Genomic DNA, 14241 nt, shown 5'->3' with positions numbered 1-14241 from the left:
AACATGAGGCATGGGTATCATTTTATGAATTACTATTTTGGTGATGCAGCAGGCAATTTGAGATCGGCTGACTTATCATTTAAATAGTTTTTCAACTGTGCATATTGCATAGTCTTGATGCCCGCCACGACCATTCGTGCATTAAATTCTGCACCAGCCAGATTGGTGTGGGTATGTTCGTCTGGCGTCACCAAAGGGAACAGCTTCATCACTTCATCCTTGCCCATGGTGTCGTAGGCAGCGGCGATGCTTTCATTCAGGTCAATGAAATCTGCTTTTTCCTGTTTCGCCACCTGTTCAGCCCAGCCGCCATAACTGGCTTTGCTACGATTGATTTTTCCATTGGCGTCCCAGTTCTTGCGTGGTATGGGAGAACATACGATAGCCTGCACGCCTTTTGCCTTGGCCTCTGCAATATATTTGCGTAAATACCAGCCATAGCTGTGTACTGTTTCTGGCACCTTGGTCAGCAGGTTATCGATATCCTCAGCCTCGTCACCTATGCCCTTGATGGTTCCACGCGCACGGCTGGTATCGTTAAGCGGGCCATTGTCATTATGGCCGAATTGCATGATGACAAAATCACCCGGCTTCATCAAGGCCAGGCTTCTTTGCCAGTGCCCACCTGTCAGATAAGTACGGCTGCTGAGTCCGCCAATGGCGCGGTTGACGACATTGATTTTATCCACCTGAAAATAGGCCTTGATGGGATTACCCCAGCCCCACTGCCCTTCTGCCCCCTTGTTTTGACCGTCATCCCGGCCATTACGCACGGTTGAATCACCAATAAAAAATACCGAAGGCAATTGCGGATTCGCTGGCTCGGGCAATACGATACGCGCGGCTGCATTGGGGTCGGTATTCACCGCAGGTGGCGGCATAGTCTGCGCCAGAGCAGAACAAGTCCAGCCCAGCACACTTACACAGATCAGGCGGCGTACCGCAGACATACTGGTATTCATAGATGGATGATGGCAATGATGGTTAAGTATCGTCTTTGCAGAAAACTGATGGGTATTGATCATCATGGGCAGATCAGAATTTAATGATCTCAACAGCTTTCTCACATAATTTCATTTTATTCGAGAGCTTGTAATTGACTGCAAGACTTGCTTAAAGAATCAAAAAAATGATCAAGTTGATCGGAAGATGCAAATTCTGGAAAATTTGCGCGAAATCCGCGCACAATATGCAGCACTGATGCCATTCCATTCAAACACGTTGAGGGAATGATCATCCGGGATTTAACCGATTACTCCCACACATATCAAAATTCCATGAACCGCTTATCTGTTCGCATCTTATCCTCCCGTTTCTCGATTCTCCTTCCGATTCTCTTCTTATGTCTGTTCTGTCTGTACTCAGCATCTGCCTTCGCGCAAATAGGTCATCGCTTCCCCAACGAACGCAAAGTGGTCAAAGACCCGGTCACTGGGGTGATGTTGACCTTTTTGACCAGCCAGCCGCATGGTGATTCAAAAATCTACCCCACCCATCCACAGTGGACTTCGGATGGGCAATGGGTGATCTTTCGTTCAGGCATCGCAAAAGGCGAAGCGATGGCAGTCAATGAGCAAACCGGGGATATCGTACAGGTGTCTGAAGGTGGTTATACCGGCATGCTGAATGTATCGACACGTGCAATGAAGCTGTATTTCATGCGTAGCACGGATAAATCTCCACGCGAAGGAAGACCTGGTCGTCCACGTCAGGCTACGCCGCTTGAATTGGTGGAAGTTGATCTTGCTGCGGTATTTGCAGACAGCAAAGCTGGCAAGATGAAGCCGGCAGAAAACTACCAGCGCGTATGTGGCGTAGTACCTGCTGAAGTCGGACAAGCCGCCGACCTGGCACTGGATGCTGCCGACGAATGGATATACTTCCGCGAGACCTCACAGGAAGCGGCAAAATACCTGGCAAAAAATGCGCGTATAGAAAAAAGCTTCGGCCCCAGAAACATGGGTGCAGGCCCCGGTGGTATTGCAAAAATGCATGTCAAGACGGGGGAAATACGCCACGTTATCTCGGTACCATTCCAGATCGGTCATATCCAGGCTAATCTTTGGAATCCCGGAGAAATCATCTTTTGCTGGGAAACCGGTGGCAAATCACCTCAGCGCACCTGGGTAGTAATGGCTGATGGCAGTGGCTTGCGCCCGCTTTATCCAGAAGCTGATTATGAATGGGTCACTCATGAAGCGGTAATTTCAAAAGATGAAGTGGCGATGGCGATTATGGGACATCGCACCATCGGGGGAACAAATAATAATGCTAACAAAGGCACTGCCGTTGAGGTTGCCAACCCGGGGCAAGACCCGGGCTGGGGCAACGCTGGCACACGTGAAAAACCCAGCGGCCTTGCCATAGTCAATTTGCGCACACGTGAAATGCGCATAGTGGGACAAACACCATCAGGCAGCGGCTTGTGGCATGTGCATGGGTCTAGCGATGGTCGCTGGGCGGTTGGTGATGATTTCAGCCGCAGCATCTATCTGATAGATCGTCTGAGCGGCAAGATGAGTTTGCTCAGTACCGGGCACAAGGACACGGCAGCGGACCACCCTCACCCTACATTCAGCCCGGACGGCAAGAAGATAGAAATTCAGTCAGCCATGCTGTCTGCAGATAACCGAACGCTGAATATCTGCATTATCCCTGTGCCAAATTGATTTAAATTGACAGGCGTATTCAGATCATGCGGCGAACATCAATCCAGTTTTTGAACGCGCACATTGCGCAGTTCATATGCAGTGCCTTCAAGCTGAAAACCGATGTGGCCAGAATCAGGGCTGGATTTGCTGATCCTGTTTTGCACGATGCCATTGATCTTGACTTCAACCGATCCATCCCTGGCAAGAATGTCACAGCTATTCCATTCACCGACTGGTTTTTCGCTATCAGCAAGTTTTGCCTTGATGGGAGGATATGCGCCCTCGGCCGTAGTCAGGGGCTCGGCAAAGCTGGCACCGGCCATGGGTAACAGGTCGCCGACATTTTTGTATTTGGTCTGGATTTGCAGACTCAACGGCCAAACCTTGTCTTTGGGGCCAGAACTGATGTGTATCAGGACGCCACCGTTGCCAGGAGCTGCAGTCCAGCGCCATTCTGCATGCAGTACAAAATTTTTATAGCTTTCAGTCGTGGCGATATAGCCCGAAGGCTTGCCGGCAGAAGCAATCACGCCATCAGCCGTGAAACTGAACACTTCTTCAATCTTGCTTGCGGGTGTAGTTTGAATTTCCCAGCCCTTGAAATCACGGCCATTGAACAGTTCTTCGGCATTTGCAACAGGGCTGACCATGAGAGAAAGGATGGATGCAACAGGCAATACTGATAATTGAAATGGTCTCAAAAAACGGGAAAGTTGACGCATGATATTCTTTCTCAAATAGGGTCGATATTTTTCATAAAATACTTCATTTACTACCATGACACGACTTTTTTTCACTTTGTTACTGGCACTCTCGGCTTTTTCTTCTCACGCACAATCAAGTTCCATCGCCCTGTGGCCAGAGGGCGTGCCAGGGGCGAAAAGCATAGGGCCAGAACAGAGTTCTGATGGTCGTACATCAAATGTCAGCGAACCCACGTTGACTTTTTATCCTGCCGCTGCAGATAGAAAAAACGGTGCCGTCGTGATCATTTGCCCCGGTGGTGGCTATGTACGCCTCTCTACCCTGCGTGAAGGTGAGCAATACGCCCACTGGCTCAGCACACTGGGTGTCAGCAGCTTTGTATTGAAATCCCGCCTGGCAGAATTTGGCCACCCTGCCCCTTTACAGGATGCCTTGCGTGCCATTCGCCTGGTACGCTCCAGTGCCTCGCAATATGGCATAGATCCCAAACGCATCGGTGTCATGGGCAGCTCGGCGGGCGGCCATCTGGCAGCCAGTGCTGGCACTCTGTTTGATCACCCCCTGGGGCGCACCGGCACTGCACTTGATGGTGTCAATGCCCGCCCTGATTTCATGATACTGATGTACCCCGTGATCACCATGCAAGACCCGTCGGTACATGCGGGATCCCGCAAAGCCCTGCTGGGTGCATCGCCCAGCGCAGAATCCATGCAATTGATGTCGCTGGAAAAACAGGTTAGCAGCACGACGCCCCCTACGCTGTTGATCCATACCCAGAATGACAAAACTGTCCCGGTTGAAAACAGTATCCTGTTTTACCAAGCTTTGACGAAAGCTGGTGTGCCAGCGGAAATGCTCTTGTTTGAACGTGGCACACATGGCATGGGCATGCGACTTGGTAACGGCAATGCATCCGATTGGCCGCATCGTGCTGAAGAATGGTTGAGGGATAGAAAAATACTGCAATCCGACAACCTATCAGAAAAATAAGCTACGCGGAGATACAAAAATCGCCAGCCTCCATCATGTACAGGCTGGTGACTTTTTCATGCGAAATAAAATACGGATTTCAATGCCAATTGCTGGGGGCGATTATCGGCTTCAACCTCCATCAGGTCCGCCATGTAATCCCACCAATGTCGCATGACAGGATGCTTAGGCAAGTCATCGATCTGGTGGTTGGGATGCAATTTGAGTACGCCAAACAGATGCAAAGTCTCTTCATCCAGAAAAATGGCATAATCATAAATACCAGCAGCGTGCAATGCCTCTGCAAGATCTGGCCATAACTCATCGTGGCGGCGCTGATATTCCTCTGCATTGCCTGACTTTAGTTTCATGCGAAAAGCACGCGTTATCATGGCTGACTCTCCTGCTGTCATTTCACTGGTTTGACTGTGACCATCTTCTTCAATTCGGCAGCGGCCAGCATGAAGCCGCCGACACCATAGTCAAAGCTCGATGCTGGCCTATAGAAGGCTGGTTCGGCACCGGTCTGCTGTATGCCACCCAATCGGCCATCTGCATAGACATGTTTCAGTATGCCTTTCCACGCCCTGGCGATTACTGGTTGATATTCTTTGGGATCAAGAATGCCGCGATTGATGCCATAGGCCATACCATACACAAACAGGGCTGAGCCAGAAATTTCCGGCAAGGGATAAGTCGCCCGGTCCAGCAAACCGGCATGCCACAGGCCGTTTTCATCCTGCAGCTGCGCTAAACGGGCGGACATTTCACGTAACTGCTGCACGTAAAACGGGCGTTGTGGATCATCTTTGGGGATATAGTCCAGTGTCCTGGCTATCCCACCCATGACCCAGCCTTCGCCGCGTGACCAGAAAATTTTCTTGCCATTGGGTTCGGTCTTGTTGATATAACTGACATCGCGTGCGTACAGGTGTTCTTGTTTGTCGTACAGCAAGTCGTAAGTGTTTTTCCACTGGGTATGCACATAATCGAGGTATTTGCGCTCACCTGTTGCCACATACATTTTTGCCCATACGGGTGGTGCCATGAACAAGGCATCACACCACCACCATGGCAGGCGGTCGTCGCCTGGTTTGAGAGTCTTCAGATCAATCAGGGTATCCAGATCAGCTTTGGTCGGGGTGATGAATTCAGGCTGATTGTTGAGGAAATACAGATCCAGATAAGTCTGCGCCACGCTCTGGTCATCCGCATTTGGCAGACGCTTCGCCAATTGCCATTGATGCTGCTGGCTCATGGCCAGCATGGCGTCTTTGTATTTGCTGTCGTTTGTCGCTTCCGACGCAGCCATGAAGCCTGTATACATTACGCTGGATGTCCAGATACGCCCGAAATGCGCTTGTGAGCGTGCCAATTGCCAGTCAGCCACCTTGCGCAAGGCTTTTTCTATTGCTGCTGGTTCCAGCTCTGCGGACAAGTCCGTTGCCAGAGGGCCACCATCAGCAGGCGCATCACCAAAATGACGCGAAGTATCCTTGTCGATGATGGCTTGCATGGCTGGTGTGGGTAGTGGATAGTTCTGCGCCCAACCCAAGGCTGGCAACATGCTACCGACAAAACCCAAACTGGCAAGCACAAGGTATTTTCTTTTAAGCTTCAAAGTGTTCTCCTTCATTTTATTGTTGTTTGTTTCGTTCTCATTTTGTGGTGTCAGAGGTCTTGCTGTTTACAGCAGACCCTATAGCCAGGCCCAACACTTCTGAATCTGCTGATATCTGTACCGGTTTGCCATCTTCGAAAACCAGCCTGGAATCTGACAACTTCCAGCGTCTTACATAACGGATAAAACCACCGCTGTTCGCCTCAATATCCAGCTTGCTGAGATTAAAATCCTCAAGCGGAGCTTGCGCATATCCTTCAATCTCAAAAGCGGTTTTTGCACCACGTGCCTTGATGCTGGAAATATTGACGCGACGCAGTCTGGATATGCCGTCTTTTTCTGGTACTGGTGTCACCAACACTTTCCAGTAGTCCGGCGCATCTTTCACATCATCGGGAATCTTTGCATAGCTGTATTGCGGGTTCCAGTTCATGATCACGCGCAATACCACAGGTACGTCATTCATGACAAAATCATGGATATTAAGGTCTTCACCAAAGCCACCACGTGTATGCGCTGATTTGAACAATATGCCTACTGGCACATCTTTCATTACCTTGAAGCGATATGCTTCAATACGGCGGAACCCTCCCGAGGTCTCGCTACCAAAACTTAATCCGGCAACTGCTTCCCGGACAGTGATATCACGTATGACCACATCTTCTGTCGGGCGATTGACACGCAAGCCATCAGAGTCGCGTCCCGCCTTCAAAACGATTGCATCATCATTGACCGCGATATCTGCCTGCTGGACCAGGATGTCTTTGGATGAATCGATGTCTATGCCGTCAGTGGATGGCCCATGCCCACCTTCGTTATTGCGGATGGTGATGCGGTCAACGACCACTTTGTTCGAGTAACAGATATGCAAGGTCCAGAAGCCGGAGCGACGCAACAGCAAACCATCGCCCACACGCACATCAGATGCCTTGTAGATTTGCAGCAAACGCGGACGACCGGCATCGTAATCCGACGCCCATCTCAGGCCACGAGGTTCGTAGGCCTTGCGCAGCTTCCAGTAACTTTCCCAGAATATCTTGCCATCACCGTCAATCACACCTTCACCAGTAATGGCAACCTTTCTTTGTTCATATACATTGATCAGCGCTGCTGGCCAGCTCATCTCTATACCGGCAACCCGGGTAGGCATGACAGGATAATCCTGTATGTTTTGCGAACCCAGCAAGATAACATCCTTGTCCAGACGCAGCGTGACACCAGTTTTGAGGAACAAGGCCCCGGTCAGGTAAGTACCAGCCGGGAAAGTCAATGTGCCGCCCTCTTTGGCAGCAGCATCAATTGCTTTCTGTATGGCGAGGGTATTGAGCGTCTTGCCATCGCCTTTGACACCATAGATATCGGCACTGATCTCTTTCCCAACTGCAGTCAGCGACGTCAACATCAACAAGAGCATCAATAATGCGGCAACTGCCAGATGCAAGAGTGTCGGCAAGACAAATACCATGTCAGTATGGCGCAACCAGTGCCGGGCCAAGGATTTCATTGCAACTTCGCGCCTGTCAGTTTGACTGGTCCAAGAATACCGGCAGGTTGAGCCTGTATCAGATGTGTGTCCTGAGGGATGAATCGCTGTCCATACCTGGCAGATAGCAGGCGATAGTCCGGCAAGGCATGGCCAGCCAGCGCATTCAATCCCAGGTTGGCGACCTGTATCTCCAGGCGGTTATTACCGACACGCAGCAATTTGCTGATATCCAGCTGGTAAGGCGGTTTCCATACCGAACCGGCACGCTGGCCATTGACGAAAACGACTGCTGCTTCCCGCACAGGGCTGTCAAGCATGGCGCGCATGCCACTCGGTACTTTAGGTGTCAACTCCAGCGGCGTACCTGGGCCGAAATCCAGTGTCAGCCTGTCGTCCTTCAATTGTGCCGCGTTCAATTCCAGGTCTTTGGTATAGCTTGCAATGCCAGAGAAATAGCGCGTTGCTTCATCTTCTGTCCATGAACGCAGGCTGGACATATTCACCGCTTGCGATTTTTCACTGAACTGTACTTTCCAGTCACGGCTTAAATCAACAATGGTAGTGGCATCTGCCAGCCTGGCTTCTGGTTGAACATTCTGAGGCGTATCTGTCAGTACCAACACCCGTGACTCATACGGCGCCAGATGCAGAACCGGCTTGAAATCAGCATTGCTGATCTTGCCGTCATATGGATTCCACCAGTAAGCTGTTTTGTACTTGCTGCGGAAAGCGGCATTCGCAATCACCTCGCGATTGCCGGTATTGGCAATGAAATAGACATCCGAATCTGTCAATTGTCTGCGAATGAATCCTATGTTTTCTTTTTCAGCACTCAATTCCATATCTGCAGGAATAGCAGATTTCAATGCAGCGCCCACGGCGCTATCACTATTGACCAGGCTGACCTTGTCTTTATTTGCAAACAGGGCATCTGATGCCGTTTGCACTTCCGCACTGATGCGCGTCGCATCCAGGTAGCCTGGTGCCAACGATGGCTTGCTGCCAACCGCAATGATTTTTCCACCAGCACGCACATAATCATTCATTTTGGCAATGACTGCTGGTGACAGCCGGATCACATGCGGCAAAATCAGAACGGGATAATTGATACCCAGTTCCATGACAGATTCACCGTCAACGTAGTCGATGTTATGTCCCGCATCGATTATCTGAGCACTTAACTCCGGCGTTACATACTTACCCATTTCTGCCGACACCGACACCTTGCCCAAAGACAGGGTCGCGTACACGTCGTCCACCGGCAGGAACACGGCAACCTGGTTCGCCGGTTTACCCTGGCGCATCAGGTAACTCATTCTTTGCAGATAGCCATTGATGTCCGGCATGACATTCCACCATGGCAGATGGGTATTGAATACCGCCGCTGCGTAGAACGCGTGGCCAGGCTCCAGCCTACCGGGTGGTGTATAGGGCCAACCATGGCCGACGAACTGATTAACGCCCTGCAACAGCATGCGGTCAGCTTCTACCTTCATATCCAGCGGTGTCGCGCTGAATGCAGGCGAATGCAGCCAGGTCCAGGTTTCAGCAGAAATGACGGGACGGCCATATAGGTGGCCAGCGGATGTCGCCCAGCGTGTAAATGAAAACTGGCGGAACTGATAGCCCTCGCCTTCTGGCAAATCAACCAGTTTATTACTCGACATGGTCACCGCCGGTTCGCCATAGGTTTGCGAACGGAAACGAGTGCCATGAGTTTTTGCCCATTGATTCACAGGTACCAGATAGCGTTCGTTTGCCAGTTCGGTCTGTGTCAATGCCCAGTCACGCCGTATGGCGGCGGCATCTGCACCAATGCCATATTCGATTTTTGGCAGGTGTGGTTTCAGGTCATAGCCGCGACGGTGCTGGAACTCAGCCAGAAAATCATCGGTCCAGTCGGTACCGTAGGCTTCCAGGCTGTCAGAAAATACGGCGTATGGCGGATTTTTCCCAAAGGCTTTCAACAGTGGTTCAGCCACGGTTTTAAGATGATGATCAATTGCATTGCGGCTCAAATGATCAAGCACAAAACCTTCTGCCCCCAAAGCGGCACGTTTGACCTGCTGGCCGGTACGGCTGGCGATATAGCACACCACTACGCGGTCAGTGCTTGCAGCATTGACGCCTGCACGGCCACTTTTACTTGCCAGTAGCCGGGGTTCAAATAATTGCAATTTGCTGCTATCTAACTGTTTTGTCGTACCATCTGCCACAAAGCTGGCCAATAATTTTTCACCATTCATGATGGCTGGCAAGGCGAAACTTTCATTCCCGGCCGGTAACTCAATCACGGCGACACGCAAACGACTGGCGGCATCACGCACGCTGACATGTGGGCCGCCGTATGGCCAGCCGCTGCCCAGTGTAATATCTACCCTGAGTTTGTTGGCACGTGCCTTGTCATTGGCAAAACTGACGTGTTCCAAAAATTGTTTCGACAGATATGGATAATTGTGTGTACCTTTGGCCGCATCATCCAGTTCCATGGGGTAGACAGCCTGAATCTCAAAGCCTCCAAACCCTCCTGCTTTCATGTCCAGTATTTCACGTTCCAGTTGCTTCTTTTCTACCGATGGCCCAAACCACCACCAGCGTACCATGGGGCGCGCATCATCAGGCGGCGTGGCGAACGCTTTGGCGACTTCTTTCAAAGATGGAAAATTCGCTGCTGCCTTGGTTTGTGCCATCGCCGGAACAACGCACAGCATGGCAATAGAAAACAGGACGCAGGTGCGCAATTCGTGAACAGCAAATGCAGGCAATGTAGGCTTGGTCATAGAAAATGATAGTCCAGACAAACAGAAAACAGGTATCTATCCTGAATAGAGATCAGCTTATCGCTAAGCCTATTCCATATGCAGACATGGCGATGAGAAAATCCCTCTGAAGCAGATCAACTGTGCGCAAGAAGGCGCAGCAGCGAAAAGACGTCAGAGGGAGCTGAATCAGACTATTCCGCTACCACTGGCACCAGCCTTGGCGGGGCGAAGTGTCGCCTGTTTTTCACGATAGCCAGTTGCACGATAGCAGGCCACCGGATCAATAGCCGCACCAGAACGCGCACGTGCCATGGCCAGGATAGGACTGACATCAGTGCGGAAAGCCTGTTTCAGTGTTTGTGCAGCCAGCAGCACATCATTGTTTTCCTGATATGCGCTCAATGCTTTGCGGTCTACCAGTGCGGACTGTACGAAAGAACGCTGTACTTCGATCGCACTTGACATCAGGCTTTCTATAGGGTCGGTCACATTGTGTGACTGATCCAGCATGTAGGACGGTTTAAAGGCATCACCGTCACGTTGCGCAACATCGGCCAGTTCATTGAAAATCAGGAACAGCTGAAAAGGATTGATACTGCCAGAATCCAGATCGTCATCACCATATTTGCTGTCATTGAAATGGAAGCCACCCAGTTTGCCAAATTGCGCAAGGCGGGCCACGATCATTTCTATATTGGTATTTGGCGCGTGGTGACCAAGATCAACCAGGCATTTTGCCTTGGGCCCCAATTCTGTAGCGCAGGCATAACTGGTACCCCAGTCGGCAATTGTAGTGGCATAGAATGCGGGTTCAAACAGCTTGTGCTCGATATACATCAGCCAGTCTGCTGGCAGTGCCTGGTAGATGTCGCGCATGCTGTCGAGATAGCGTTCGAGCGCACCACGCAAATTATGCTGGCCAGGGAAGTTGGCACCGTCGCCCACCCATACGGTCAAGCCTTTGGAGCCCAGTGCACGGCCCAGTTCTATGCATTCGATATTGTGTGCTACTGCCTGTTCACGTACGGCCTTGGCATTGGCAGTCAGGCTGCCAAATTTATAGGTCTGTTCCTGATTGACCTGATCCTGGAAGGTATTCGAATTAACGGTATCAAATCCCAATCCGTGTTTGCTGGCAAATTCGCGCATGGCTGCCAGATCGCTGTTTTTATCCCAGGGAAAATGCAGAGATACAGTAGGTGTAGCCTGTGTCAGTTGATGAATGACGGCACAGTCTTCCAACTTTTCCATGACATCGCGTGGCTCGCCCTTACCTGGAAAGCGTGCAAAGCGGGTACCACCGGTACCGACACCCCAGCTTGGCAAGGCGACGGCAAAGGTCTGGGCTTTGGCTGTCAGTTGCTCAATGTCCTGCCCGCGTCTGGCCAGCATACTACCCAGGGCAGCATAGTCGGCATCCAGATTCTGTTGCAGTCTGGCGTTGTGTTCTGCCACCTGGCCGTGGTCAATTACTTTATCCATCTTGTGTCTCCGTCTTGTTGCTGACCTGAGCCTGATACCTGATATCAGGCTCAGGTCAGTCAATTTTTATATTTTAGCGCGTGAATGCAGCAGCATTGCCTGCATCTACGTTGATGATGTTACCTGTGCTCTTGGCAGACTTGTCGCTGGCCAGGAAATACACTGCTTCTGCGATATCTTCTGGCAATACGCTGAGTTTCAGCATGCTGCGCTGACGATAGAATTCTTCGATATCATCTGCATCGATTTTATTCGAGACCGCACGTTCTTCTTTCCATTTGCCATCCCAGATACGTGAGCCACGGATCACTGCATCCGGATTGACCACATTGACACGTATGCCGTGGGCTGCGCCTTCGAGAGCGATACAGCGTGCCAGGTGGATTTCAGCCGCTTTTGCCGTGCAATATGCAGATGCACCAGCGGAAGCAACCAGGCCATTTTTGCTCGCAACAAATACCATACTGCCACCGATTTGCTGCTGCTTCATGATGCGGAATGCACTACGGCTGACCAAGAAATAACCCTTGACCAGGATGTCCTGATTACGCTCCCAGATTTCCAGTGTCGTTTCATCCAACGGTGCAGACGATGCGATACCTGCATTCGAAATCAGCAAATCGATACCGCCAAAGCGCAGGGAAGTTTCGCTTAGTATGGCGTCGACATCGCTTTCGCGGGTGATATTGGCGCTGATGATGGCTACATTGTCTTTGCCTGCCACCTTGGACAAAACCTGATGTGCCTGGCTCAATGCCTCGCCATCAATGTCTGTCAACATGACGCAAGCACCCTCTTGCAATAACTGGCGTGCCACTGCCTGACCGATACCACCGGCAGCACCCGTCACCAATGCGATGCGACCTGCCAGACTCTTGGGCTTGGGCATGCGCTGCAGTTTGGCTTCTTCCAGCAACCAATATTCGATATCAAAGGCTTCTTGCTCTGGCAAACCGACATAGCTGTCAACACCATTCGCACCGCGCATGACATTGATGGCATTCACATAGAATTCGCCAGCAATCCTGGCAGTTGCCTTGTCTTTGGCAAACGACAGCATGCCTATCCCAGGGATCAGATAAATAATCGGGTTGGCGTCACGCACTGCCGGGCTGTTATCATGTTTGCAACGATCATAATAAGCAACGTAATCTGCGCGATATTGACGCAAACCTTCATCCAAACCGCTCAAAAGCTGATCAAAGTTGGGATTGGCAGGATCGAAATCAATCACAAACGGGCGAATCTTGGTGCGCAGGAAGTGATCAGGGCAAGATGTACCCAGTGCAGCCAGTGCCCGCAAGTCTTTGCTGCAGACAAAATCCAGCACAGTTGCGCTGTCATCAAAATGACCTAGCTTGAATTCTGTCTTACTGATTTTGCCACGCAGCACAGGCATCAGGCGAGCAACCAGGCTGGCACGTTCAGCCGCTGGCAAGGCACTATACCTGGCACCGCCAAATGCAGGCTTACGGCTGTTTTCTTCCAGCCACGATTCGGCACGCTGTATGATCGCCAAGGTAGTTTCATAGCAGGATTTGGCAGTATCCCCCCAGGTGAACAGGCCGTGACCTTCGAGAATGATGCCTTTCAGATTCGGCTGAGCCTGGGAAACCGCCTCCAATTTCAGGCCCAGGTCATAGCCAGGACGCTGCCATGGCAACCAACCTAACTCGCCTTCGAATATTTTTTGCGTCAATTCCTTGCTATTGGCGCATGCAGCAATGGCAATGACTGAATCAGGATGCATATGATCAACATGCTTGCGATTGATATACGCATGCAATGGCGTATCGATACTGGCGGCGCGGGGGTTCAGGTTGAAGGTGCAGTGTGGCAAATAAGCTACCATTTCGTCTTCCAGTGCCAGACCACGATAGCGGCCTTTCAGGGAATGCAATTTATCCATGTACAGGGTCGAGAAGCCATCCATCTTGATGCTCCCCAGATCGCCACCAGAACCTTTTACCCACAGCACTTCTACCTGCTCACCAGTCAGGTAATCCGGCATCATCACTTTGGCCGAGGTATTACCTCCGCCAAAGTTGGTGATGCGCATATCAGAGCCGAGCAGATTTGAGCGATACAGCAATAATTCTGGCTCAGTCAGGCCAGTTGCGTATGCATCATCCCAAAGTGAAGTGATAGGCTTCTTCTGCTCGGTTTGCATCGTTGAGGTCATACATTCTCCGTGATTAATTAGTGTTTTTATGACAAATTCATTAGCCTGAAGCCCCAAGTGATCAAGGGCTGACCGGATCAATCACATCACTTGCTCATGTGAAGCATTTTGTCCGTTTTGGCAGTGGCAGTCAGTAGAAAACAGCCAGCTTTGAGTGTCAATACAGAAGCAATCAAGAAGCTGATCGAAGTCGCAATAGTCAGCATGATGATTGAAATTTCCAGAGCCAGATTAATGTGGAGGTAAATAATCAATCATTTGATCAATATATGATTGACGCCCGATTTTTAAGTGATTAGTCTCGCCATATGCCAGCAAATTGCTACGAATTAATGACTGGTGCATGCCGCGATAAAGATAATAGACGGCAATAGACGGAGACA

10 protein-coding genes are annotated in these 14241 nt (G+C 50.7%); 2 read left to right on the top strand and 8 right to left on the bottom strand.

Going from position 1 to position 14241, the window contains the following annotated elements:
* Positions 1–32 precede the first annotated feature (32 nt).
* Entirely contained in the window at positions 33–1028 is a 996-nt protein-coding gene (locus tag AC3WQT_RS12265; RefSeq protein ID WP_492704222.1) for a rhamnogalacturonan acetylesterase, read from the bottom strand.
* Positions 1029–1439: 411 nt separating this feature from the next.
* On the opposite strand from AC3WQT_RS12265, the gene AC3WQT_RS12260 reads away from it, so the two are divergent.
* Complete coding sequence (locus AC3WQT_RS12260; RefSeq protein WP_492704220.1) at positions 1440–2669, top strand: hypothetical protein; 1230 nt, start codon at positions 1440–1442, stop codon at positions 2667–2669.
* A 38-nt stretch (positions 2670–2707) separates the two neighbouring features.
* On the opposite strand, the gene AC3WQT_RS12255 is transcribed toward AC3WQT_RS12260, so the two are convergent.
* Complete coding sequence (locus tag AC3WQT_RS12255; RefSeq protein WP_492704219.1) at positions 2708–3373, bottom strand: 3-keto-disaccharide hydrolase; 666 nt, start codon at positions 3371–3373, stop codon at positions 2708–2710.
* A 55-nt stretch (positions 3374–3428) separates the two neighbouring features.
* Here AC3WQT_RS12255 and AC3WQT_RS12250 point away from each other — a divergent pair, with 55 nt between their 5' ends.
* Positions 3429–4346 carry an alpha/beta hydrolase gene (locus AC3WQT_RS12250; protein ID WP_492704218.1) on the top strand — a complete coding sequence of 306 codons (918 nt, stop codon included), beginning with the start codon at positions 3429–3431 and terminating at the stop codon, positions 4344–4346.
* 56 nt (positions 4347–4402) lie between these two features.
* Here AC3WQT_RS12250 and AC3WQT_RS12245 read toward each other — a convergent pair whose 3' ends face one another.
* The 6 genes from AC3WQT_RS12245 to AC3WQT_RS12220 all read right to left on the bottom strand — a co-directional run bounded on the left by AC3WQT_RS12245 (position 4403) and on the right by AC3WQT_RS12220 (position 13858).
* Positions 4403–4717 carry an L-rhamnose mutarotase gene (locus tag AC3WQT_RS12245; protein WP_492704216.1) on the bottom strand — a complete coding sequence of 105 codons (315 nt, stop codon included), beginning with the start codon at positions 4715–4717 and terminating at the stop codon, positions 4403–4405.
* Positions 4718–4734: 17 nt separating this feature from the next.
* Positions 4735–5946, bottom strand: a complete 1212-nt coding sequence (locus AC3WQT_RS12240) for a glycoside hydrolase family 88/105 protein (protein ID WP_492704215.1) — start codon at positions 5944–5946, stop codon at positions 4735–4737.
* Between the two features lie 37 nt (positions 5947–5983).
* On the bottom strand, positions 5984–7450 hold the full coding sequence (locus AC3WQT_RS12235) for a glycoside hydrolase family 28 protein (protein ID WP_492704214.1): 1467 nt from the start codon (positions 7448–7450) through the stop codon (positions 5984–5986).
* Entirely contained in the window at positions 7447–10212 is a 2766-nt protein-coding gene (locus tag AC3WQT_RS12230; RefSeq protein ID WP_492704212.1) for a glycosyl hydrolase, read from the bottom strand. The genes AC3WQT_RS12235 and AC3WQT_RS12230 overlap by 4 nt, the downstream gene beginning before the upstream one ends.
* 168 nt (positions 10213–10380) lie before the next feature.
* Complete coding sequence (rhaI, locus tag AC3WQT_RS12225) at positions 10381–11676, bottom strand: L-rhamnose catabolism isomerase (RefSeq protein ID WP_492704210.1); 1296 nt, start codon at positions 11674–11676, stop codon at positions 10381–10383.
* A gap of 73 nt (positions 11677–11749) precedes the next feature.
* Positions 11750–13858 carry a bifunctional rhamnulose-1-phosphate aldolase/short-chain dehydrogenase gene (locus AC3WQT_RS12220; RefSeq protein ID WP_492704209.1) on the bottom strand — a complete coding sequence of 703 codons (2109 nt, stop codon included), beginning with the start codon at positions 13856–13858 and terminating at the stop codon, positions 11750–11752.
* Positions 13859–14241 lie beyond the last annotated feature (383 nt).

The organism is Undibacterium sp. FW305-107 (assembly GCF_058788535.1).
Note: the sequence above shows the minus strand (reverse complement) of the source record. Positions and strands in the feature narration are given on the sequence as shown.